Here is a 22901-nt window from a genome sequence, read left to right on the forward strand (position 1 = left end):
CGTGGCGCCTGGGTCTGACAGCATGACCGAATTCAAGGACACCCAGCAGCAGCTCACGAAGTTCCGCCTGCGCGTCGCGGCGGCGGGGCTGTTCGTGTTCGTCTGCTTCGGGCTGATCGCGTTCCGCTTCCTCTATCTGCAGGTCTGGAACCACAGCAAGTACTCGCTGCAGGCAGACGAAAACCGCATTTCCGTCGCGCCGATCGTGCCGAACCGCGGCATCATCACCGACCGCAACGGCGTCGTGCTCGCGAAGAACTACTCGGCGTACACGCTCGAAATCACGCCCTCGAAGCTCACAGACACGCTCGACAACACGATCGACGAACTCTCGACCGTGATCCCGATCGATGCGCGCGACCGCCGCCGCTTCAAGAAGCTGCTCGAAGACTCGAAGAATTTCGAGAGCCTGCCGATCCGCACGCGCCTGACCGACGACGAAGTCGCGCGTTTCACGGCCCAGCGCTTCCGCTTCCCCGGCGTGGAAGTGCGCGCGCGCCTGTTCCGCCAGTATCCGCTCGGGCCCACGGCCGCGCACGTGATCGGCTATATCGGCCGGATTTCGCAGCGCGACCAGGAGCGCATCGACGACCTCTCCGACAAGAACGACAGCGATCCCGAGCACTACGATCCGCGTCTGGATGCGAACAACTACAACGGCACCGACTACATCGGCAAGATCGGCGTCGAGCAGAGCTACGAAACCGAGCTGCACGGCCTGACGGGCTTCGAGGAAGTGGAAGTGACGGCGGGCGGCCGCCCTGTGCGCACGCTCTCGCGCACCCAGGCCACGCCGGGCAACAACCTCGTGCTCTCGATCGACATCGGTTTGCAGCAGGTCGCCGAGCAGGCCTTCGCGGGCAAGCGCGGCGCGCTCGTGGCGATCGAGCCGTCCACGGGCGACATTCTCGCGTTCGTCTCGGCGCCGAGCTTCGACCCGAACTCGTTCGTGGACGGCATCGACCAGCAGACCTGGGACGAGCTCAACAACTCGCCCGATCACCCGCTCCTGAACCGTCCTCTGCACGGCACCTACCCGCCGGGCTCGACCTACAAGCCGTTCATGGCGCTCGCCGCGCTCACGCTGCACAAGCGCACGCCGCAGTGGGGCTTCTCCGACCCCGGCTACTACATGTTCGGCGGCCACCGCTTCAACAACGACGTGCGCTCGGGCCAGGGCTGGGTCGACATGAACCGCGCGATCATGGTGTCGAACGACACTTACTTCTTCATGCTCGCGCACGACCTGGGCGTGGACAACATTGCCAACTTCATGAAGCCGCTCGGCTTCGGCCAGCTCACCGGCATCGACATCGCGGGCGAGGCGCGCGGCATCCTGCCCTCCACCGAATGGAAGCGCAAGGCGTACCGCAAGCCCGAGCAGCAGCGCTGGTACGAGGGCGAGACGATCAGCCTCGGGATTGGCCAGGGCTACAACTCGTTCACGATCCTGCAGCTCGCGCACGCCACGGCCACGCTCGCCGACAACGGCGTTCTGATGAAGCCCCACCTCGTGAAGGAGATCGAGAATCCGATCACGAAGCAGGAGCGCCTCACGGTGCCAAGCGAAAGCGGGCGCCTGAACGTGACCCAGGCCGATATCGACGTGGTCAAGCGCGGCATGGAAAACGTGACGATGAATCCCTCGGGCACGGCCTACCAGGTGTTCCGCAACGCGCCGTACACCTCGGCCGGCAAGACCGGCACGGCGCAGGTGTTCTCGCTGCAGGGCGGCAAGTACAAGGCGCATGCGCTCGCCGAAAACCTGCGCGATCACGCGCTCTTCGTCGCGTTCGCGCCGGCCGAGAAGCCGCAGATCGCGCTCGCGCTGATCGTCGAAAACGGCGGCTGGGGCGCACAGGCCGCAGGCCCGATCGCGCGCCGCGTGCTGGATTACTACCTCGTCGATCGCCTGAAGCCGGGCGTCGAGCAGGCAGCCGTGAGCGCGGCGGCTTCGGCCACGGAGGACGCCTCCGCGCCCGTGATCGGCGCGCCGCCCGAGGCGGCGTCGGCTTCGGCGGCGTCGGCGGCTTCGGGCGCGGCCCCGGCCGCGCCCGCCGTGCAGCCAGTGCGGGTCGCCGCCGGCTTCACGCCGCTGCCGATTCCCGGAGCGGCATCGGCAGCCGCGGCGGCTTCCGCTGCTGCGGCGGCTTCGGAAGCCTCGGGCGCAGCCGCTGCTGCGCCTGCCTCCGCTGCCGGTCCGGCTGCGGCCCCCGGTGCGGCGACGCGGCCCACGCCCGCCAGCAGCGCCGCCGGCAAGACTCGCAAGCCCCGTCAGAACGTGAGCCCCGATGCGTCCGCAGCAACCGACGCCGTGAATGGCGGCACCGCCGGCACGTCCGACACGGGCGCCGCGCGCCCCGCGCCCGCCTCCGAGCCCCGCCACTTCGGCCCTGGCCCCCATCGCCCGCGCCGCCCCGCCAGCGCGAGCGACGCGGCCACGCTCGCACCGCCGCCCAAGCCCGCAACGGGCGGCATCGACGAGTAAGGAATCACCATGCCTTTCCTCCAGTTCGACAAGATCGACAAGCGCGCGGTGCTCGACACGCTGCGCAAGATGTTCCTCGGCTTCGACCGCCCGCTCGCGCTCACCGTGTTCCTGCTGCTGTGCGTGGGCATCGTCACGCTGTACAGCGCGAGCCTCGACGTGCCGGGCCGCGTGGAGGACCAGCTGCGCAACATCATGCTCACCTTCGTGCTGATGTGGGCGCTCGCCAATGTGCCGCCCAACACGCTCATGCGCTTCGCGGTGCCGATCTACACGTTCGGCATCGCGCTGCTCGTTGCCGTGGCGCTGTTCGGCCTCACGCGCAAGGGCGCCAAGCGCTGGATCAACGTGGGCGTTGTGATCCAACCCTCGGAAATCCTCAAGATCGCCACGCCGCTCATGCTCGCCTGGTACTACCAGCGCCGCGAAGGCGTGATGCGCTGGTACGACTTCGTCGTCGGCTTCGTGATCCTGCTCGTGCCGGTGGGGCTCATCGCCAAGCAGCCCGACCTCGGCACCGCCGTGCTCGTGTTCGCGTCGGGCCTCTTCGTCATCTATTTCGCGGGACTCTCGTTCAAGCTGATCGTGCCGGTGCTGATCGCAGGCGTGATCGCGGTGGCCTCGATCGCGGCGTTCCAGGACAAGATCTGCCAGCCGCAGGTGAACTGGCCGCTCATGCACGACTACCAGAAGCACCGCATCTGCACGCTGCTCGACCCGACCTCCGATCCGCTCGGCAAGGGCTTCCACACCATCCAGGCCGTGATCGCGATCGGCTCGGGCGGCCCGCTCGGCAAGGGCTGGCTGAAGGGCACGCAGTCGCACCTCGAGTTCATCCCCGAAAAGCACACCGACTTCATCTTCGCGGTGTTCTCAGAAGAGTTCGGCCTGGCAGGCGGCCTCGTGCTGCTCACGCTCTACATGTGTCTGATCGCGCGCGGGCTCTATATCGCCGCGAACGGCGCGACGCTGTTCGGGCGATTACTGGCCGGTTCGCTCACGATGGCGTTCTTTACCTACGCGTTCGTCAACATCGGCATGGTGAGCGGCATCCTGCCCGTGGTCGGCGTGCCACTGCCGTTCATGAGTTATGGCGGCACGGCGCTCACCACGCTCGGCGTGGCGATCGGGCTGATCATGAGCGTGGGACGCCAGAAGCGCTTGATGCAGAGTTGAGGGCGCGGCGGGCGGCCATGCCCAACCGATCGCGGAGATCGAAGCCCCCAAAAAAACGCGCCGGCATTGTCCGGCGCGTTTTCGTTTCGGTGATCGCTCGCTGGCGCTTACTGGGTGGGCGCCGACTTCATCAGCTGTGCACTCAACTGCTGGTACTTCAGGCGCGCCACGGGATCGCCCTGGGCCGCCGCCGCGGCGTAGTACGCGCGCGCGACGTTGAGGTTCTTCGGCACGCCGTCGCCGCCGCGCTCGTAGAACGAGCCGGTCACGTATTGCGCCGTCATGTCGCCGCCCTCGGCGGCCTTCTTGTACCAGTAGAACGCCTGCTTGTTGTCGCGCGTGGTACCGCGCCCGTCCAGGTACTGGTTCGCGAGCGCCAGCTCCGCCTGCACGTGGCCCTGCTTGGCCGCCTTGAGGAACCACTGGTGCGCCTGCACGGGATCGCGCTCGACGAAGTCGCCGTCGTCGTACATCTTGCCGTACACGTACTGCGCGTGCGACATGTTTGCGTCCGCCGCCTTGCGCAGCCACTTGCGCCCCTCGCTCACGTCGGCGGCACCGCCTTCGCCGTTCACGAGCATCATCGCGTAGTTGAACTCCGCCAGCCGGTTGCCGCGCTCCGCGGCCGCCTGGAACTCGGCGCGCGCCGCGCTGAGGTTGCCCGCGTTGTAGTCGGCAACGGCGCTGGCCGTTTGCGGATCGGATTCCGCGCCCGCGGTGGCGCTCGCGGCGTCGGCGGCTGCTGCGGCTCCACTTACGCCGAGCGCGGCGGCCGCGAAGCAGCCGATGGCAAGCGCGCGCGCTCGCCCCAAAAGCGCTTTCGGACGCGTCATGATCTCGCCTCCTGCAGCGCCTGGCGTGTCGCCCGCACGAGCCACATCACGTCGGCGGCCAGGGCGATGAAGCTGAAACCCATCTCGCGATACTGCCTCGCGGCGGCCGCATCCATGGCGAAGATGCCCGCGGCCACGCCCGCCTCGCGCGCGGCCGCAACGATGCGCTGCACGGCGGCGACCACGTCCGGATGCTTCGAATCGCCGAGATGGCCAAGGCTCGCCGCCAGATCGGCGGGACCCACGAACAGGCAGTCGACGCCCGGCACCTTCGCGATCTTCTCGACTTCGCCCAGCGCCGCCGCCGACTCGATCTGCACGATCGTCGCGATCTGCGCGTTCGCGCCCTGAAGGTAATCGCGCCGCATGCCGTAGGCCGCCGCGCGCACCGCGCCCGCCACGCCGCGCTGGCCGCCGGGCGTGCTCGCGTCGGGATATTGCGTGAGGCTGACGGCGCGCGCCGCTTCTTCAGCCGACGCCACATTGGGGAACATCACCGTGCGCGCGCCCGCGTCGAGCACGTGCTTGACGAGCCACGGCTCGCTGTCGGGCAGACGCACCACGGGCTCGGTGGGCAGATGTGCGGCCGCAATGGCGCGCAGTTGCGCGATGGTGTCGGCGCTGTCGTTGGGGGTGTGCTCCATGTCGATCAGCAGCCAGTCGAAGCCGGCGTGCGCGAGCGCCTCGGCCGCGGTCTCGCTGCCCATCGACAGCCAGAGGCCGAATAGCGGGTCCGCCTCCTTGAGGCGTTCCTTGAGGGGATTGGTGAAGGTGCTCATCGCCGTGCTCCCGGCGAGGCCGCGGGGCGCACGCGCCAGGCGCGGGCGGTGTCGCCCGGCAGCGCGGCAGCCGGCAGGTCTCGCTCCGTTATGTGTTTGTCGGGCCGCGCGCGGGGATGCGCAGGCCTTGCGGCAATGATCATACCGCGACAAAAACTTGCGGGACGGCACGGAAAACCCGCCTTGCGCGGGTCGCCGGAGCGAGGGTGAGTGAGGCGGGTAAAGGGGCCCTGCGCGCGTCAGTCGCGCGTGACTTCGGCCCAGCAGTTCGGCGTCTCGTACAGGCGCAGCTTGTGCAGGCGCAGATTCACGCCATAGTGCGCGTCGTACACGTTCGCGAGAATGTCGAACGCGATGGCCGCGAGGTTTTCCACGGTCGGAATGCGGTCGATCACGACCGTCTTGTGGCCCGGCAGCGTTTCGAGGAAGCCGCGCACCTGCGTATCGCCCGCAAAGACGAGGAACGCGTGATCCCACAGGTCGACGAGATGCTGGTTCGCGAGCGACTTCACGTCGGCGAAGTCCATCACCATCCCGCGGTCGGGCGCGCCCTCGGTTTCGACGAGGTCGCCTTCCAGCGTGATTTCGAGCACGTAGCGATGGCCGTGCAGATTACGGCACTGGCTGCGGTGGTCGGGGATGCGGTGGCCCGCGTCGAATTCGAGTTTTCGGGTGATCGTCAGCACGGCGCTTCTTCAGGTAAATTCGCGTGAATCAGGGAATGTTCAAGTATTTGTGGGTCTGCATCGACAGGCGCCACTGCGGATGGCGCTTGCACCAGTCGATGGCGAGCTTCGTGTTCAGGTCGCGCGACGGGCCGTCCATGGGCTGCACGAGAAAATACTCGAAATCGAGCTTCGCGTAGTCGGCGAGGCGCTGGTTTTCCTGCGGCACGACAACCTTCAACTCGTTGCCCTTCGTGACGACGAGCGGCGCATCGGCCTTCGGGCTCACGCAGATCCAGTCGATGGTTTCCAGCACCGGCAGCGAGCCGTTGGTTTCGATCGCGATCTCGAAACCGGCAGCGTGCAGCGCGTCGACGAACGGCTGGTCGATCTGCAGCATCGGCTCGCCGCCCGTGCAGACCACGAAGCGGTTGCCCTCGCCTTCTGGCCAGAGCAAGGCGATCTGCGCGACGAGCGCTTCCGGCGTGCGGAATTTGCCGCCGTTCTCGCCATCGGTGCCGACGAAATCGGTGTCGCAGAAGCGGCAAACGGCCTGCTCGCGATCTTCCTCGCGGCCCGACCACAGATTGCAGCCGGCGAACCGGCAGAACACGGCCGGACGCCCGGCGTTCGCGCCCTCGCCCTGCAACGTGTAGAAAATTTCCTTTACCGCGTAAGTCATCGTGCAGCCTGGTTCTGGCTCATGCGCGCGAGGCGCGTGCAAAGCCGGTTGGTCTCGGGCGCGAAATCATCGTGTCGGCGGGGCGCGCCGCCCGTGCGCGGCCCTGGCCGTATTCATCCACCGCGAAAGTCGCGGCTGCGGCCCGAGGTTAACACTCAGACCGGGGCTTCCGTCACGTTCTCGCCGGCGAGATACGCTTCATACCCGCGCTTGCGCAACTTGCACGCCGGGCACTCGCCGCAGCCGAAACCCCACGCGTGAAGCTCGGCGCGCTCGCCCACGTAGCAGGTGTGCGTTTCGACGCGGATCATGTCCACCAGCGCTTCGCCGCCCAGCTGTTCGGCGAGCCGCCATGTGTCGGCCTTGTCGAGCCACATGAGCGGCGTTTCCAGCACGAAGCGCGTGTCCATGCCGAGATTGAGCACCACCTGCAGCGCCTTCATCGTATCGTCGCGGCAGTCGGGGTAGCCCGAGAAGTCGGTTTCGCACATCCCGCCCACGAGCACCTTGAGCCCGCGACGATAAGCGATCGCCGCGGCGATCTGCATGAACATCAGGTTGCGGCCCGGCACGAAGGTGTTCGGCAAGCCGCTCGCGGCGGTTTCGATCTCGATCTCGCGGGTCATGGCCGTGTCGCTGATCGAGCCGAGCACCGAGAGATCGATCATGTGATCGTCGCCGAGGCGCTCGCCCCACTCGGGGAACGTGCCGGCAATCGCCGCGCGAAAGCCCTCGCGGCATTCCAGTTCGACGCGATGACGCTGGCCGTAATCGAAGCCGAGCGTTTCGACGCTCTCGTAGCGGTCGAGCGCCCATGCGAGGCACGTGGCCGAATCCTGGCCGCCGGAAAACAGGACGAGCGCGCCTTTGGCTTCTGTTCGAGTCACCGTGAAACTCCGTGTATGAGGTTTCCGCGCGAATGCCTTCGTTGCGTGCCTGGGTTGCTCGCTTTTGTCGCCTGGCGCCCGGCGGGCCGGCAGGGACAACTCCCGCGCCGGCTCATGCAGTATAGGCCTGGGCCCCTGCCCGGGCATCGGCGCACCCTTATACCCCGGATACCGCCGATGTCTGGAGTTCGAGCCGCAGGACAACGCGCACAACGAAAAAGCCCCAGGAATCGAACGATCTCCTGGGGCTGCATTCTGGTGGCCTGGGACGGAATCGAACCATCGACACGCGGATTTTCAATCCGCTGCTCTACCAACTGAGCTACCGGGCCAACGAAGAAAGAAGAGTATAGCGGTGAAATCAGCGTTTGCCAAGTGGCTTACGCAAAATTGATGCGTCCGGCCGCGCCGCTCACCTGCCCACGTTCATTCGCCCTTGCTCTTGCCGAGGTCGACGCCGAGCTGCTTGAGCTTGCGATACAGGTGCGTGCGCTCAAGCCCCGTTTTTTCGGCCACGCGCGTCATGCTGCCGTTCTCGCGCGCGAGGTGGTACTCGAAGTAGGCGCGCTCGAATGCGTCGCGTGCATCGCGCAGCGGGATGTCGAACGAGATCGATGCCGTTTGCGTGGCCGCGCCCGCCTGCATGCCATGCACGCCGTCGGCGCCCAGCACCGGCAGCGCCGCCGCCGATGCCACGACCGCGGGTCCGCCCGCCGCCGTCTTCCCCGCCGCCGCCGCTGTGGCCGGCGCGACCGGCGCGGCCGTGCCGCGCGCGAGCCCCTGCTCGACCGCCTTCAAGAGCTTTTGCAGCGCGATCGGTTTTTCGAGGAAGTTGAGCGCGCCGATCTTCGTCGCCTCGACGGCGGTGTCGATGGTCGCGTGCCCCGACATCATGATGACCGGCATCGTGAGATGACCCTGCGCGGCCCATTCCTTGAGCAGCGTCACGCCATCGGTGTCCGGCATCCAGATATCGAGCAGGACGAGGTCCGGCACGTGGCGCTGCCGGAACTCGCGCGCCTGCTGCGCATCTTCCGCGAGCTCCACGACGTGTCCTTCGTCGCTGAGGATCTCCGAGAGCAATTCCCGGATGCCCATTTCATCATCTACCACCAGGATGGTTGCCATTTACGCTGCCCTTGTCTGCACTGTTGCTTTTGATCCCTGCTCCGCTTCGGCACGCGCCTGCCCCTCCCCGGATCGGCCGGGTCCGGGCGTGACGGCATCGTCTGCCAACTGGAGAAAGAGAATCGAGATCTGCGCGCCTTCGATCACATCGCCCGCTCTCATTCGATTGCGGATGTCGATGCGCGCGCCGTGCTCGTCGACGATCTTCTTGACCATCGCAAGCCCGAGTCCTGTTCCTTTGGCCTTGGTCGTCACATAGGGTTCGAACGCACGCGTGAGGATGCGCGCCGGGAAACCCGGGCCGTTGTCCGATACCGTGAGACGAACCGCCACGCGCGTGCGGCCTTGCGCGTCGGGGTCTCCGTATTCTACGGCGCGGGTCTCGAGCGTCACGCGAGGATTCTGCGTATCGGCCACCGCGTCCTGCGCGTTTTGCAGCAGGTTGTGGATCACCTGACGCAATTGCGTCGCGTCGCCGCGTATCACCGGCAAGTCGGAGAGCTCGACCTTGATCGCGCTCTTGCCTTCTTCCGCGCCGTAGAGCGTGAGCACTTCGCTCACGAGTTCGTTGAGCTGCAGGTTCGCGAGCACCGCCGGCGGCGTGCGCGCGTAATCGCGGAAGTCGTCGACCATCTGCTTCATCGCCGCGACCTGATTGACGATGGTGGTCGCGCCGCGCCTGAGCACTTCGGCGTCGGTGGGCGCGAGCTTGTCGGTGAGCTTCATCTGCAGGCGTTCGGCCGACAGCTGGATCGGCGTGAGCGGATTCTTGATCTCGTGCGCAAGACGCCGCGCGACTTCGCCCCACGCGACCGAGCGCTGCGCCGAGATCACGTCGGAGATGTCGTCGAACACCACGACGTAGCCCGAGGTCTGCATGTCGCCCGCGTCGCGGCCCGTGTCGGATACGAGGCGCGCGCCGCGCACGAGCAGCGTGAGCGGATCGGTCTCACCCGGAATCGGCACGGAGAACTGCTGCTGCCAGTGGCCGCGCTCGTGATCGCCATCGCCGCGCGACGCTTCCTGGTCGGCGAAGGCCTTGCGCACCATCGCGCCGAACTCCGTGAGCGCGCCGATATGATCGAGCGCGACGCCGAGCTGCGTCTGGAACGGCTGACGGAAGATGCGCTCCGCACCGGGGTTCGCCGTCGTGAGGCGGAACTGCCGGTCGAACACGAACACGCCCGCGGTGAGGTTCGCGAGAATGCTTTCGAGGTACGCCTTCGAATGCTCGAGCGCGACGCGGTTCTTCTCCACGGCCTGGCGCGCTTCGGAAAGCTGGCGCGTCATCGCGTTGAACGACTGCGTAAGGAAGCCCAACTCGTCGCGCGACTTGATTTCGCGCTTGGGCGTGTAGTCGCCCTCGGTGACTTCCTTCGTGCCCTGCGCGAGCAGGAAGAGCGGCCTCGCCAGCTGGTTGCCGAGCGCGAGCGCGAGCATCATCGCGACGAAGGTGGCGAGAAAGAGCGCGAGCGTGAGCGTGCCGATATACATCTTGCGCAGGCCCGTGCGGCCGAGCGCCTTTTCCTGATACTCGCGGTACGCGCGTTGCACGGCGTCGGCGTTGCGCGCGAGCGCGGCCGGCACCGGTTGCTCGAGCTGCAGGAAACGCTCGACCGGCTGCAGATCCGTTGTGTTCGCATCGGGAATGCGCGTGACGACGCGCAATCGCAGCGCGCCCTTCGAGCCAAGCTGATGCGGGTCGCCGTCCACTTCGCCTTCGATCGCCGCATAGCCGCGCCCGCGCGCCTGATCGATCATGAGCGCCGTGGGCATGTCGGCGGGCATGAGCGACGAGAAGTTGCTCGACGCCTGCGCCACCACGTGCATGTCCGGCGCCGCGCCCGACATGCTGCGCACCGGCTCGACGATCATCGCGTCCTGAACGCCGAACTGGTCGCGCGCACGCAGCAGCGTGAGCGTCGTGCCCGCGGAATCGCCGTTCGCGATCTGCTCGGCCATCAGGCGGCCCTTGGTTTGCAGGTCGGAGAGCGAGGCGTCGAGCATGCCGCGGCCGAGATTCAGGCCCGCCGTGAGCGCGGTTTCCACGTTCACGTCGAACCACGACTCGATCGAGCGCGAGACGAACTGGTACGAAACGATATAGATGATGCCGCCCGGCACCACGCCCACGAGCGCGAAAAAGAACGCGAGCTTGGCGAGCAGCCGCGTGCCGAATTTGCCGCGCCTCAAGCGCACGACGATCACGATCATGAGCGCCGTGACCACCGACAGGAAGATCAGCGCGACGACGATATTGGCCGCGTAGAGCCAGCCGTAGTAGCGGTCGAAGAACTCGGTGTTCGCGCTCGCCGCGGCGAGCAGGACGAGCAGCAGCGTCGCGGTGAACGCGACGGTGGAGACGAGCAGCTTGACGACGACGCTGCTGAAGCTGGTGGCGCGGCGCACTTTATTTAGCACGTTCGGTCACTGTGAAGTTGAAGCGCTTCCAGTCGGAAGCGAGGTTCCAGTCGCGGTTGTTCACGGCGTCGATCTGGAACGGCTTGGGCATCAGCGCGACGTCGAGCTGCATGCGCACCGAGGCCGTGTACGTTTCGCCGGCATGCACGTCGTTGCGGTCGATCACGTGCCACGAGGTGACGTGCTTGATGACCGCGAGCGCGTCCGCGAGCGTCGAGAAGCCGAGCTGCAGACCGCCGCTCGACACGCGGTACTCGCGCGTAAGCGGCTGGAACGACAGGCGAATGCTTTGCGAAACGCTCACCGGCTGTTCGTCGAACCAGTACCAGCGCGCGCGCGTGAGCTCGAAGTCGGTGGTGAAGTAGAGCGGAATGCCCTTGTTGACCGCGTCTTCCAGGCTGCTGTTGAGGTCGAAGTCGAAACGGGCGTCGAGGCTCCAGCCGTTGCTGTCGGCCTGGAGCGACGCGCGCTGCACCGAGATCGAGTCGGCGCGCGCCGGCGCGGCGGCCACGAAGCCGACGACGGCAAGCACCAGCCAGATCAGGGCCGCGAACCGCAGCGGGAAGAAGCGTTTGATGGTCACCGTTTCTGAAAGCGCGCGTAGAAGAATCCGTCGTGATCTGCGGTGCGATCGGGAACGGGAAAGACAGTTGTCGTCACTTCGGCCTTTGCAGCAGCATCGTGCCGCGCTTCGCCGGCTGCGCCGTCTTCTGGCCCCCGGGCCGGCGCGCCGAACGCCTCGGGCAGCAACTGCCCCGGGGCGTCCAATCGTACCGCATCCGCATGGGTGCTTTCAAACCAGCGCGCCTGCGCCTCGCCTTCCTCGGGGAAGATCGAACAGGTCACGTAGAGCAGTTCGCCGCCTGGTTTCACGAGCGGCCACAGCGCATCGACGATGCGGCGCTGCTCGGCGGCAAGCGCCGCGATGTCGCTCTCGCGGCGCAGCCAGCGGATGTCCGGGTGACGGCGCACGATGCCCGCGGCCGAGCACGGCACGTCGGCGAGGATGCGATCGAAGCCTTCGCCGTCGTGCCACGCGGCCGGATTGCCCGCGTCGCCGACCACAATCTTCGCGCGCCGCATGGGATGCGCGGGATCGTCCTGCGTAAAACCGAGGCGCGCGAAGTTTTCGCCGATGCGCGCGGCGCGCGCGGCGTCGCTTTCGAGCGCAACCAGGTCGATGTCGGCAAGCTCGAGCAGATGGCCGCTCTTGCCGCCGGGCGCCGCGCACGCGTCGAGCACGCGCATGCCGTCACGCGCGCCGAGGATTTGCGCGGCCACTTGCGCGCCGGCGTCCTGCACGGACACGTCGCCCGCGAGGAACCCGGGGATGCGATCCACCGGCAACGCGGCGGCGAGACGCACGGCGTGTGCGCCGATCTGGGTGGCGGCGATGTTTTCGGCGGCGAGCCGCTGGACGTATTCGGCAGCGCTTGCACGGCGCGCGTTCACGCGCAGCGTGAGCGGGCCCTGCGTGTTGCCCGCGGTGAGAATCGCCTGCCACTGCGTGGGCCACGCGGCGCGCACCGCGTCGATCCACCAGCGCGGATAGTTCCAGTGGGCGATTTCATCGGCCTGGGCGGCGGCAAGCGCGGTGTCGCGCTCGCGCAAAAAGCCACGCAGCACCGCATTGACGAGCCCCGTTGCGAAGGCGATCTCGCGGCGCGCGCCCACGGCGCGCACGGCCTGATCGACGACCGTAAACGGCGTGTAGGCGGCGCTCGCCTCGTCTTCGGCGAGCAACGCCAGCGCGCAGGCGAGGAGGTTCGCGACGAGCGGCGGCGGCGCCTTGCTCACGCGCTGCCGGATCAGCCAGTCGACCGTGCCGAGCCGCCGCATCGTGCGATAGGCGATGTCCTGCACGGCGCCGCGAGCCTGCGGCGCGAAGTCGGCGGGCAAGGCGGCGAAGGCGCTCGCAAGCGCGGCGGGCAAAGCCGCACCGGCGCGCACCGCGCCGACCGCATGTGCGGCCTGGTCGAGCGCAAAGCCCAGCGAATCGGGGGCCAGGTGCACGGCGTGGCTGCGCGCCGGCGCCGCGCCCTGCTGGCGCGCGGGCGATGCGGAACTCTTTTTGCCGTGAGACGGCTTGCTGGGTCGCCGGGATGGGCTGGATGTCATGAAGAAACCGGATGCGGGCCGCAGTGAGTCGCGGCGTCAGTAATGCACAAGCGAGCCATTGTAGCGTGGCGAGCGCGCAACACTGCGAGCCGGCGCGATTCCCGTTGACGGCACCGCGCCCGCACGCGAATAGCGACGAAAGCGCAGGGATACATATTGGCGGATACCGACTAGCCGCTCGCCTCATGATGGCGACAGAAAACGCCCCTCCTCCCTGCGACGTAGCGGCCATCATGAAACGACTCGGGAAGAAACAAGACTTCGCGTTCCTCGCCTTCGTTGCCCTCTTTTCCGTGTACCAGCAGGGACGGGGAAAGCTGTTCTCGCCGTTCTGGGACTACAAGGTATACGCGTATGCGCTGGATCAGTTCAAGCGCGGCGCGAATCCGTATATCCCGCACGGATTCCCCTTCGTCTATCCGCCCATCTTCCTGAATCTCTTTTCGCGCGTGCCATTTCACTGGCTTTATCTGGCATTCGCTATCGCGTCGCTGATCTATCTCGCCTACAGCATCAGGCATGCGGATTTCGTCGTCGCGGGAGCGTTGGGGTTTCTGACCGGTGGCGCGGGCGTGGGCGGCATCCTCACGGGGAATTTCGCGATCTTCGGCCACTTGCTGATCATTGCGCTTTTTTATGCGGCTTCGCGGGACAGCCGTGGCGCGACGGCAAAGTATTGCGCGCTGGCTTTCTTTATCGCCCTGTTTGCCTCCATCAAGATTTATTTCCTGACCTACGCCGTCGTGTTCTTTTTTATCCCCAAAGGCATGCGCTACTTCTTCGCCGTGCCGTTGTGCGTTGCGCTGGCGACCATCGCGCAGCTCGCGCTGGAACCGCGCCTGTGGACCGACTTCGAAACCCTGCTGCGCTGGCAGATGCTCGCCCAGAACGATTCCGGGCTCGTGCTGTTCGGGATACTCGAACAGCACGTGCGCGCGCTGTCGACACTGGAAGACGTGCTGCTCTACGAACTGGTGGTCGTGGCGCTATTCGTGTATGCGGTCAATCCATTGCGCGGGCGGCGGCTCATGATTGCCGAAAACGCAAGCGTGCCAGGCAGGCTGTTCTATGTGCTCGCGTTCTGTCTCGCGCTGAATCCGAGAATGAAGGAATACGACATCGCGCCGTTTTTTGCGTGCTGCTACGTTTCGCTGTTCCAGAGCAGCAAGGAAGTAAACCGGATGGATCGCGTGTTTTTCTACGCCGTACCGTTGGCGTTCATCGCCGCGTGGATCGTCGTCAAGTTCGGGCACGTGTACTACGCGCTCGACGTGTCCTGGTTCATCGCCGTCTATTTCGTGTTCTTCGTGGTTTCGCTGCGTCAACGGACATTGCGGGTTTCGGCGCGAGCGTGTGCCCGACAGGTGGACGGCGACGCGGCGGCGACGGGCTGAATGAAAAAACGCCTCCGAAAAGGCGTTTTTTCCGTTACCCGTTATCCGTCGTCGCTCTAGCGTCGGCCGCCCGCAGCCATCTCCATCAAGCGGCGGATCCGCTCTTCGGTGGACGGGTGCGTGCTGAAGAGGTTCTGCAAGCCGCCGCCCGACAGCGGATTCATGATCATCATCTGCGCCGTGGCCGGATGCTCTTCGGCCGCCGGGAACGGAATGCCCTGGGCGTAGCGGTGGATCTTGTCGAGCGCCGAGGCGAGCGCCTGCGGATCGCCGGAGATCTCGGCGCCGCCGCGGTCCGCCTCGAACTCGCGCGCACGCGAAATCGCCATCTGGATCAGCGCGCCCGCGATCGGCGCGAGCAGCGCCACGGCGATGCTCGCGATGGGGTTCGCCGGGCGGCCGTTTTCGTCGCGGCCGCCGAAGATCATCGCGAAGTTGGCGAGCGCCGAGATCGCGCCGGCCATGGTGGCCGAGATCGTCGAGATGAGAATGTCGCGGTGCTTCACGTGCGCCAACTCGTGCGCCATGACGCCGCGCATCTCGCGCTCGGACAGCACGCGCAGGATGCCCGTGGTCGCCGCGACCGCGGCGTGCTCGGGGTTGCGGCCCGTGGCGAAGGCGTTGGGCGCGTCCTCGTTGATGAGGTAGACGCGCGGCATCGGCAGACCCGCCCGCGTGGCCAGATCGCGGACCATGCGATAGAACTGCGGCGCCGTGGTCTCGTCGACTTCCTGCGCGTTGTACATGCGCAGAACCATCTTGTCCGAATACCAGTACGAGAAGAAGTTCATGGCGAGCGCGAAGAACAGCGCCAGCACCATCCCGCGATGCCCGCCGATCAGCCCGCCAATCACGATGAAAAGGGCCGTAATCGCGGCCATCAACATCGCGGTTTTGACCCAGTTGAACATGTGCTGTGCTCCTTCACCCATCAGGGGATCAAATCGATCGTTGAACGCCCGCCGCCAGCCGGTCAGCCGCGCTCGGGCGAGCGCATTGTAAGCGATTTGTTAGATATGGGCAGATCCGAAAAATTCAATCTCAGCGCGTGGCGGTCGCGAGCTTCAGGCCCAGCCCGACGAACGCCGAGCCGACCGTGCGGTCGAGCCACTTCTTCACGCCCGGCTTGCCCGAGAAGCGCTGCGTGACGCCACCCGCCACCCACGCGACGAAGCTGTTCCACACCGTGCTCATCAGCAGGAACACGGCGCCGAGCGTGAGGAAAGCGAGGGCCTTGTGCTCCGTCCCCGTGGACACGAACTGCGGGAAAAACGAGACGAAGAACAGCACCACCTTCGGATTGAGCACGTTGGTGCAGAAACCCGACACGAACAGCTGACGCAGCGGGCGCGGCGCGGCGGCGGAAGGCGTGGCTGGCGCGCCGCCTGCGGCGGGCCTGGACTCGTGCTTCGTGAGCATGAGGCGCACGCCGAGATACACGAGATAGACCGCGCCGACGATCTTGATGACCGTGAACGCCGTGGCCGACGCCGCGAGCAGCGCGGTCAAGCCGAACGCGCAGGCGAGCGTGTGCACGCAGCAGCCCGCCGAGATACCCAGTGCGGAAACGAGGCCAGCGCCGCGGCCCTGCGCGACGCTGCGGCCGACGATATAGGCCGTGTCGGGCCCCGGCGTCACGTTCAGGAGAAATACGGCGACGACAAAGAAACCGAAATGGGTAATGCCGAGCATGACAACCTCAAAATCGAAAAACCGCGCTTCAAACGCCATTGATTCTAGCGCGCCGGGAACCTCGCGGCACTTGGCCTCGCGGCCGTTTTCAGGCGCTGGCGTTCAGGCAATGGCGCGAGCCCTGGTTAGGCCGCAGGCGTCTCGGGCAACTGAAAACGCTGCCCCGCCGCCAGCGGCATGCCGGCCAGGAATTCGCGCGCGGGCAGGCGCTTGCCGCCCGGCTTTTGCAGCTGCGTGAGGCGCAGCGCGCCCTCGCCGCAGGCCACCACCACCCCCGCCGGGCTCACTTCGAGAATCTCGCCCGGCTCGGCGGCGGCGGTCGACGTACGCTCGACCGGCTCGGCAGCCCACAGCTTGAGCTGCGCGCCGTCCAGCGTGGCCGCGCCGCCCGGGAACGGGTCGAACGCGCGAATCTGCCGCGCGAGCGCCACCGCCGGCCGGCGCCAGTCGAGCGCGGCTTCCTGCTTGCCGATTTTTTCGGCGTAAGTCGCGCCTTCTGCCGGCTGCGGCGTGGCGGGCAGCGCGCCGTCGCGCTCGAGCGCGACGAGCCCATCCACGATCAGCCGCGCACCGAGTTGCGCCAGGCGGTCGTGCAGCGTCGCCGTGGTGTCGCCCGGCGCGATCGGCGTGCGCACCTCGGAGATCATCGGGCCGGTGTCGAGCCCCGCGTCCATCTGCATGAGCGTGATGCCGGTCTCGGTGTCGCCGGCTTCGATCGCGCGATGAATCGGCGCCGCACCGCGCCAGCGCGGCAGGATGGACCCATGAATGTTGATGCAGCCGCGCGGCGGGATGTCCAGCACTTCCTGCGGCAGCAACAAGCCGTAGGCGGCGACCACCATCACGTCGTGCGGCGTGGCGCGCAGCAGGTCCAGCGCCGCGGCGGCCTCCTGCGGATACTTGCCCGCGCGGCGCAGCGACGGCGGCTGGGCGACGGCCATGCCATGCTCCTGCGCATAGCGCTTGACCGGGCTTGCCTGGAGCTTCATGCCGCGGCCCGCCGGGCGGTCCGGCTGGGTCAGGACGAGCGGCACGGCAAAGCCCGCTTCGTGAATCGCCGCGAGCGCCGCGGCGGCGAATTCCGGCGTGCCGGCGAAGATGACGCGAAGGGTGTGGCTCATGGGCGCTCGGTGCGTGGCGGCAGGTTGATGAAGAAAGAGACGGTCAGATCGCGCTTACATCGCGCGTTCGAGCTTCTTCATCTTGCTGCGGATGCGCGTCTGCTTGAGCGACGAGAGGTATTCGACGAACACCTTGCCCATCAGGTGATCCATTTCGTGCTGGATGCACACGGCGAGCAGCCCTTCGCAGTCCACCTCGTAGGTCTCGCCCTTTTCGTTCATCGCGCGCACGCGCACCTTTTCCGCGCGCTCGACTTCATCGTAGATGCCCGGCACGGAAAGGCAGCCTTCCTCGTGAACTTCGCGCTCGTCGCTCGACCAGATGATTTCCGGGTTGATGAACACGCGCAGTTCGTCGTGCGCGTCGGACACGTCGATCACCACGACGCGTTCATGCACGTCGACCTGGGTGGCCGCGAGACCGACGCCCGGCGCGGCGTACATGGTTTCGGCCATGTCGGCGACCAGTTTGCGGATGCGGTCGTTGACCGCCTCGACCGGCTTCGCGACCTTGTGCAGACGCTTGTCCGGGTAATGAAGAATGTTCAGTAGAGCCATGATTTGACGGGTTTCTCGTTGGGCGCCTGAAAGAGCCAGGCACAGGGAACGATGCGCGCCTGGCCATTCGGCCAGCTTGCGGGTCCCAGGCCGGATACGGAGGATATCTCCTCATATTCGGACAAAAGGGCCGCAATTCAACGTTGAACGCGCTGATCGCCCGCGCGGATGCGCTGCGCCCGAAGGCGTGCGCGCAATGCCACGGGTCAGGACGCCACGGTGTATTTCGGATGGTGAAAATTTTATCACGAGGTGCGGCAAACCGTCCGCGCCAGGGGGAACGCAATGCCGACGACCTTGCCGCTGTCTGCCGGGGAACTGGCTGCCTGGCTGCGCCTCGCCGTCGCGCGCGGCCTGAGGCCTACCGCGCTGCGGGCGCTGCTCGGCGCGTTCGGCTTGCCTCAAAACGTGCTGGCCCAGCCGTTCGCCGCACTCGCCGCGGTGGCGGGTACGCAGGCCGCCCACGCCGCCCTGGCCGAGCCCCGGCCGGACTTCGCGGCGCAACTCGAAGCCCTGCAGGCCTGGCGCGCGGCGCCCGGCAACGCACTCATCACGCTTGCCGATCCGGCTTATCCGGCCCGCCTGCTCGACATGTCCGATCCACCGCCGCTGCTCTATGCAAAGGGCCGGCTCGAGCTGCTGCACGCACGCGCGGTAGCCGTCGTGGGGAGCCGCAGCGCCACGCCGCAGGCCGTCGAGGACGCCGCGCGTTTCGCGCGCACACTCGCCGCGTCGGGTCTCACGGTCGTCTCGGGGCTCGCGCTCGGCGTGGACGGCGCCGCGCATCGTGGCGCACTCCACGAGCAGGGCGGCACTGTCGCCGTGATCGGCACCGGCGCGAATCTCGTCTATCCCCCGGCCCATCATCCGCTCGCCATGGAAATCGCCGCACACGGCGCGCTCGTCTCCGAATGGCCGCTCGGCACCCCGGCGCGCTCCGCGAACTTTCCGCAGCGCAACCGCGTGATTGCCGCGCTCGTCGAAGGCGTGGTGGTGGTCGAGGCCGCGCAACGTTCCGGCTCGCTCATCACGGCAAGGCTCGCCAACGAAATGGGACGCGACGTGTTTGCGCTGCCCGGCTCGATTCACGCGCCGCACACGCGTGGCTGCCACGGGCTCATCAAGCAGGGGGCGCAGTTGATCGAATCGCCCGAAGAGGTGCTCGATGCACTCAATGTCGGGCCACCCCCGGGTGCCGGGCGCGCGCTCGCGTCGCCGCGGGAACCGCGCCGCCAGAAGGTCTCGGTTCCCTTCGATTGCATCCAGCGCGACGACACAAGCGAAACGCCACAGCTGGCGCTCGCATTCCCCCACCCCGAACCGACGCCTGTGCATCGCACTGAAGCACGAAAACCGCCCGCCAGCCTTGGCGTCGAAGCCCGGCGCCTGCTCGAAGCGCTCGGTCACGCGCCGGCCACGGTTGAAATTCTCGCGCAGCGCACCGACATGCCCGAAGCGGTGCTGCAAGGCACGCTGCTGCAACTCGAACTCGCGGGACACCTCGACGCCCTGCCCGGCGGCTGGTTCTCGCGGGCCTCGCGTGGCTGATGCCGCACATTGGGGGAGCCTCACCGGCTGCGCGCCGCCGTGATACATTCGCGCCAAATACCCCGCTCTATATATAAGAGAACGCAAGGAACGCCCATGCCCGCGCTAGACCTCGACACCGACGCCGACCAGATCGCCGAGCGCGTCAGCAATCAGGACACGCTGTTCGTCGCGTGCCTGTGCGCGCAGTGGTGCGGGACGTGCCGCGACTACCGTGCCACGTTCGACCGCATCGCCGAGGCGCATCCCGATGTCTGCTTCGCGTACATCGACATCGAAACCCATGCCGACCGCTTCGACGATCTCGATGTCGAGAACTTCCCGACCATCCTGATCGAGGACGGTCACGCCACGCGCTTTTTTGGCACGGTCCTGCCGCACGCCGCCGTGGTCGAGCGCATGCTCTCGGACCTCACGGCGCTGCCGGGTGTGTCCGACGCGCCCAAGCTGCGCCCCGCGCTGGCCGTCGTTTAAGCGCAACCGGCATCTGACCCCGGTCAGGCACGCCGCTTGCCGCGCGGCCTGGCGCGCCCTTATGATTGGGCGCCCTGGCGGGTGCGCGGGTGTCGTCATGAGATGACGCAAAAATCGACGCCGACGCGCCATGTGCTATAAAGCGGTCGAGAACGGCCCCCCGAGCGGGGCAGCAACGCCGGGCATCGCGCCCAAGCGCCCATTCAGGCGGTATCGGCCCCGGGGCGCCAACCGGATACACCCACAAGCAACCAGTCATGTCCAAAGCTCTGATCATCGCCGAGAAGCCATCCGTCGCGAACGACATCGCGCGTGCGCTGGGCGGTTTTACCAAGCATGACGAGTACTACGAGAGCGACGACTACGTGCTCTCGTCGGCAGTCGGCCATCTGCTGGAAATCGCAGCGCCGGAAGAATATGAGGTCAAGCGCGGCAAGTGGAGCTTCGCCCACCTGCCCGTGATCCCGCCGCACTTCGACCTGAACCCGATCGCCAAGAGCGAATCGCGGCTCAAGGTGCTCAACAAGCTGATGAAGCGCAAGGACGTCACGCAGCTCATCAACGCCTGCGACGCGGGGCGCGAGGGCGAACTGATCTTCCGCCTCATTGCGCAGCACGCGAAGGCGAAGCAGCCGGTCCAGCGCCTGTGGCTCCAGTCGATGACGCCGCAGGCGATCCGCGACGGCTTCGCGAACCTGCGCAGCGACCACGACATGCAGCCGCTCGCCGACGCCGCCCGCTGCCGCTCGGAAGCCGACTGGCTCGTCGGCATCAACGGCACGCGCGCGATGACTGCCTTCAACAGCAAGGGCGGCGGCTTCTTCCTCACGACGGTGGGCCGCGTTCAGACGCCAACCTTGTCGATCGTCGTCGAACGCGAAGAGAAGATCCGCCGCTTCATCCCGCGCGATTATTGGGAAGTGCGTGCGGAGTTCGTCTGCGCAGGCGGCTTCTACGAAGGCCGCTGGTTCGACCCGAAATTCAAGAAGGACGAGTTCGATCCGGAAAAGCGCGACTCGCGCCTCTGGAGCCTGCCGGCCGCCGAGACCATCGTCGCGGCCTGCCATGGTCGCGAAGGCACGGTCAGCGAGGAATCGAAACCGTCCACCCAGCTCTCGCCCGCGCTTTTCGACCTGACGAGCCTGCAGCGTGAAGCCAACGGCCGCTTCGGCTTTTCGGCCAAGAACACGCTCGGCCTCGCCCAGGCGCTGTACGAAAAGCACAAGGTGCTCACCTACCCGCGTACCGATTCGCGCGCGCTGCCCGAGGATTACATGGGCACGGTGAAAGAGACGCTCGAGATGCTCAAGGAGAGCAACAACTACCTGCCGCACGCCAAGCAGGTGCTCGACAAGGGCTGGGTGAAGCCGAACAAGCGCATCTTCGACAACTCGAAGATCAGCGACCACTTCGCCATCATCCCCACGCTGCAAGCGCCGAAGTCGCTCTCGGAGCCCGAGCAGAAGCTGTACGACCTCGTCGTGAAGCGCTTCCTCGCCGTGTTCTTCCCGGCGGCGGAATATCGCGTCACCACGCGTATCACCGAAGTCGCCGGACATCACTTCAAGACCGAAGGCAAGGTGCTGGTCGAGCCGGGCTGGCTGCAGGTCTATGGGCGCGACGCGGGCGGCGACGACGCCAACCTCGTGCCGGTGAAGAAGGACGAGAAGGTCAAGACCGACAAGATCGCGGCGCACCAGCTCGTGACCAAGCCGCCTGCGCGCTACAACGAAGCGACGCTGCTCTCGGCCATGGAAGGCGCGGGCAAGCTCGTGGACGACGAAGAACTGCGCGAGGCCATGGCCGCCAAGGGCCTGGGCACGCCGGCCACGCGCGCGGCGATCATCGAAGGTCTGCTCGGCGAAAAATATCTCGTGCGCGAAGGCCGCGAACTGATCCCGACTGCCAAGGCGTTCCAGCTCATGACGCTGTTGCGCGGTCTCGGCGTGGAAGAACTCACCGCGCCGGAACTCACCGGCGAATGGGAGTACAAGCTTTCGCAGATGGAGCGCGGCAAGCTCCCGCGCGACGCGTTCATGCAGGAAATCGCCCGCATGACGCAGACCATCGTGAAGCGCGCGAAGGAATACGACTCGGACACGATCCCCGGCGACTACGCGACGCTACAAACGCCGTGTCCGAATTGCGGCGGCCAGGTGAAGGAAAACTACCGCCGCTTCGCCTGCACGAAGTGCGAGTTTTCGATCTCGAAGATTCCGGGCGGCCGTCAGTTCGAAATCCCCGAAGTGGAAGAGCTGCTGCAGAACAAGACGATCGGCCCGCTCTCGGGCTTCCGCAGCAAGATGGGCCGACCGTTCTCGGCAATCCTCAAGCTCTCGTTCGACGACGAAATCAAGAACTACAAGCTCGAGTTCGATTTCGGCCAGGACTCCGGCGCGGAAGACGGCGAAGCGCCCGACTTCTCGCAGCAGGAGCCGGTGGGCGCGTGCCCGAAGTGCAAGGGACGCGTGTACGAGCACGGCATGAGCTACGTGTGCGAGCACTCGGTCGCGAATCCGAAGACCTGCGACTTCCGTTCGGGCAAGGTGATCCTGCAGCAGGAGATCGCGCGCGACCAGATGGCCAGGCTGCTGGCCGAAGGCCGCACCGACTTGCTGACCAACTTCAAGTCGTCGCGTACGGGCCGCAACTTCAAGGCTTTCCTCGTCAAGCAACCGGACGGCAAGATCGGCTTCGAGTTCGAGAAGAAGGAGCCGAGCGCGAAGACGGCGGCCAAAACGGCCGCGAAGAAGTCGGCTGCGTCGGCTGAGGCGACGAACGATGCCGCGAACGACGCGGCGGAGTCGGCCGAAGAAGGCAAGGCGAAGCCCGCGCGCAAGACGGCGGCCGCCAAAGCCGCACCGGCGCGCAAGACCGCCGCCCGCAAGACGCCGGCGCGCAAGACAGGGTCGTAATGCCCATCCTCACCAGGGCCGT

Annotated in this window: 19 protein-coding genes and 1 tRNA gene; 6 read left to right on the plus strand and 14 right to left on the minus strand. The window is 66.6% G+C overall.

From position 1 onward, the window contains the following. Positions 1–22: 22 nt before the first annotated feature. Both mrdA and rodA read left to right on the plus strand, forming a co-directional pair. Positions 23–2488 carry a penicillin-binding protein 2 gene (gene mrdA, locus AB4Y44_RS01765; RefSeq protein WP_368698532.1) on the plus strand — a complete coding sequence of 822 codons (2466 nt, stop codon included), beginning with the start codon at positions 23–25 and terminating at the stop codon, positions 2486–2488. 9 nt (positions 2489–2497) lie between these two features. Continuing rightward, positions 2498–3664: a rod shape-determining protein RodA gene (rodA, locus tag AB4Y44_RS01770; protein ID WP_342920231.1), complete on the plus strand. Its 1167-nt coding sequence runs from the start codon at positions 2498–2500 to the stop codon at positions 3662–3664. Positions 3665–3771: 107 nt separating this feature from the next. Here the strand turns inward: rodA and AB4Y44_RS01775 are convergent, their stop codons facing one another. The 10 genes from AB4Y44_RS01775 to rsmB form a co-directional block, all read right to left on the minus strand. After that, entirely contained in the window at positions 3772–4497 is a 726-nt protein-coding gene (locus AB4Y44_RS01775) for a tetratricopeptide repeat protein (protein ID WP_368698533.1), read from the minus strand. Continuing rightward, positions 4494–5276, minus strand: coding sequence for an aldolase/citrate lyase family protein (locus AB4Y44_RS01780; RefSeq protein WP_342920233.1), 783 nt, complete (start codon positions 5274–5276; stop codon positions 4494–4496). Before AB4Y44_RS01780 ends, AB4Y44_RS01775 begins: the two co-directional genes overlap by 4 nt. 239 nt (positions 5277–5515) lie before the next feature. Next, complete coding sequence (queD, locus tag AB4Y44_RS01785) at positions 5516–5959, minus strand: 6-carboxytetrahydropterin synthase QueD (protein ID WP_028203213.1); 444 nt, start codon at positions 5957–5959, stop codon at positions 5516–5518. 31 nt (positions 5960–5990) lie between these two features. Then, positions 5991–6623, minus strand: a complete 633-nt coding sequence (queE, locus tag AB4Y44_RS01790; protein ID WP_342920234.1) for a 7-carboxy-7-deazaguanine synthase — start codon at positions 6621–6623, stop codon at positions 5991–5993. Positions 6624–6778: 155 nt separating this feature from the next. Then, positions 6779–7510, minus strand: a complete 732-nt coding sequence (queC, locus tag AB4Y44_RS01795) for a 7-cyano-7-deazaguanine synthase QueC (RefSeq protein WP_368698534.1) — start codon at positions 7508–7510, stop codon at positions 6779–6781. Between the two features lie 256 nt (positions 7511–7766). Next, a tRNA-Phe gene (locus AB4Y44_RS01800) sits at positions 7767–7842 on the minus strand. 94 nt (positions 7843–7936) lie between these two features. After that, positions 7937–8638: a response regulator transcription factor EsaR gene (gene esaR / locus AB4Y44_RS01805; RefSeq protein WP_368698535.1), complete on the minus strand. Its 702-nt coding sequence runs from the start codon at positions 8636–8638 to the stop codon at positions 7937–7939. Then, a complete protein-coding gene (locus AB4Y44_RS01810; RefSeq protein ID WP_368695003.1) occupies positions 8639–11059 on the minus strand; it encodes an ATP-binding protein in 2421 nt (806 codons plus the stop codon). Further along, positions 11049–11642 (minus strand): DUF4390 domain-containing protein, encoded by a 594-nt coding sequence (locus tag AB4Y44_RS01815; protein WP_254319380.1) that lies wholly within the window; start codon positions 11640–11642, stop codon positions 11049–11051. Before AB4Y44_RS01815 ends, AB4Y44_RS01810 begins: the two co-directional genes overlap by 11 nt. Further along, positions 11639–13177 (minus strand): 16S rRNA (cytosine(967)-C(5))-methyltransferase RsmB, encoded by a 1539-nt coding sequence (rsmB, locus tag AB4Y44_RS01820; RefSeq protein ID WP_368698536.1) that lies wholly within the window; start codon positions 13175–13177, stop codon positions 11639–11641. The genes AB4Y44_RS01815 and rsmB overlap by 4 nt, the downstream gene beginning before the upstream one ends. 233 nt (positions 13178–13410) lie before the next feature. On the opposite strand from rsmB, the gene AB4Y44_RS01825 reads away from it, so the two are divergent. Next, the gene (locus AB4Y44_RS01825) at positions 13411–14571 is read left to right on the plus strand and encodes a hypothetical protein (RefSeq protein ID WP_368698537.1); all 1161 of its coding nucleotides are present in this window, start codon (positions 13411–13413) and stop codon (positions 14569–14571) included. Between the two features lie 56 nt (positions 14572–14627). Here AB4Y44_RS01825 and htpX read toward each other — a convergent pair whose 3' ends face one another. The 4 genes from htpX to def form a co-directional block, all read right to left on the minus strand. Then, positions 14628–15482, minus strand: a complete 855-nt coding sequence (htpX, locus tag AB4Y44_RS01830; RefSeq protein WP_042266165.1) for a zinc metalloprotease HtpX — start codon at positions 15480–15482, stop codon at positions 14628–14630. Between the two features lie 130 nt (positions 15483–15612). Then, a complete protein-coding gene (locus AB4Y44_RS01835) occupies positions 15613–16263 on the minus strand; it encodes a LysE family translocator (RefSeq protein WP_342920242.1) in 651 nt (216 codons plus the stop codon). A gap of 125 nt (positions 16264–16388) precedes the next feature. Continuing rightward, complete coding sequence (fmt, locus tag AB4Y44_RS01840) at positions 16389–17384, minus strand: methionyl-tRNA formyltransferase (RefSeq protein ID WP_368698538.1); 996 nt, start codon at positions 17382–17384, stop codon at positions 16389–16391. Positions 17385–17438: 54 nt separating this feature from the next. After that, entirely contained in the window at positions 17439–17942 is a 504-nt protein-coding gene (def, locus tag AB4Y44_RS01845) for a peptide deformylase (protein ID WP_322031547.1), read from the minus strand. 285 nt (positions 17943–18227) lie between these two features. Here def and dprA point away from each other — a divergent pair, with 285 nt between their 5' ends. The 3 genes from dprA (at position 18228) to AB4Y44_RS01860 (ending at position 22879) form a co-directional block, all read left to right on the plus strand. Then, positions 18228–19490 carry a DNA-processing protein DprA gene (gene dprA, locus AB4Y44_RS01850; RefSeq protein WP_368698539.1) on the plus strand — a complete coding sequence of 421 codons (1263 nt, stop codon included), beginning with the start codon at positions 18228–18230 and terminating at the stop codon, positions 19488–19490. Between the two features lie 96 nt (positions 19491–19586). Beyond that, positions 19587–19964 (plus strand): thioredoxin family protein, encoded by a 378-nt coding sequence (locus AB4Y44_RS01855; RefSeq protein WP_342920245.1) that lies wholly within the window; start codon positions 19587–19589, stop codon positions 19962–19964. Between the two features lie 257 nt (positions 19965–20221). Further along, positions 20222–22879: a DNA topoisomerase III gene (locus AB4Y44_RS01860; protein WP_342920246.1), complete on the plus strand. Its 2658-nt coding sequence runs from the start codon at positions 20222–20224 to the stop codon at positions 22877–22879. The last annotated feature ends 22 nt before the right edge of the window (positions 22880–22901 follow it).

The sequence above is a fragment of the Paraburkholderia sp. BR10937 genome (assembly GCF_040965695.1).
In the GTDB taxonomy this organism is placed as follows: Bacteria; Pseudomonadota; Gammaproteobacteria; order Burkholderiales; family Burkholderiaceae; genus Paraburkholderia.

Coding starts and splice junctions, on each gene's coding strand:
- mrdA (WP_368698532.1), top strand. CDS start 23: ATGACCGAATTCAAGGACACCCAGCAGCAGCTCACGAAGTTCCGCCTG.
- rodA (WP_342920231.1), top strand. CDS start 2,498: ATGCCTTTCCTCCAGTTCGACAAGATCGACAAGCGCGCGGTGCTCGAC.
- AB4Y44_RS01775 (WP_368698533.1), bottom strand. CDS start 4,497: ATGACGCGTCCGAAAGCGCTTTTGGGGCGAGCGCGCGCGCTTGCCATC.
- AB4Y44_RS01780 (WP_342920233.1), bottom strand. CDS start 5,276: ATGAGCACCTTCACCAATCCCCTCAAGGAACGCCTCAAGGAGGCGGAC.
- queE (WP_342920234.1), bottom strand. CDS start 6,623: ATGACTTACGCGGTAAAGGAAATTTTCTACACGTTGCAGGGCGAGGGC.
- esaR (WP_368698535.1), bottom strand. CDS start 8,638: ATGGCAACCATCCTGGTGGTAGATGATGAAATGGGCATCCGGGAATTG.
- rsmB (WP_368698536.1), bottom strand. CDS start 13,177: ATGACATCCAGCCCATCCCGGCGACCCAGCAAGCCGTCTCACGGCAAA.
- AB4Y44_RS01825 (WP_368698537.1), top strand. CDS start 13,411: ATGAAACGACTCGGGAAGAAACAAGACTTCGCGTTCCTCGCCTTCGTT.
- htpX (WP_042266165.1), bottom strand. CDS start 15,482: ATGTTCAACTGGGTCAAAACCGCGATGTTGATGGCCGCGATTACGGCC.
- AB4Y44_RS01835 (WP_342920242.1), bottom strand. CDS start 16,263: ATGCTCGGCATTACCCATTTCGGTTTCTTTGTCGTCGCCGTATTTCTC.
- fmt (WP_368698538.1), bottom strand. CDS start 17,384: ATGAGCCACACCCTTCGCGTCATCTTCGCCGGCACGCCGGAATTCGCC.
- def (WP_322031547.1), bottom strand. CDS start 17,942: ATGGCTCTACTGAACATTCTTCATTACCCGGACAAGCGTCTGCACAAG.
- dprA (WP_368698539.1), top strand. CDS start 18,228: ATGCCGACGACCTTGCCGCTGTCTGCCGGGGAACTGGCTGCCTGGCTG.
- AB4Y44_RS01855 (WP_342920245.1), top strand. CDS start 19,587: ATGCCCGCGCTAGACCTCGACACCGACGCCGACCAGATCGCCGAGCGC.
- AB4Y44_RS01860 (WP_342920246.1), top strand. CDS start 20,222: ATGTCCAAAGCTCTGATCATCGCCGAGAAGCCATCCGTCGCGAACGAC.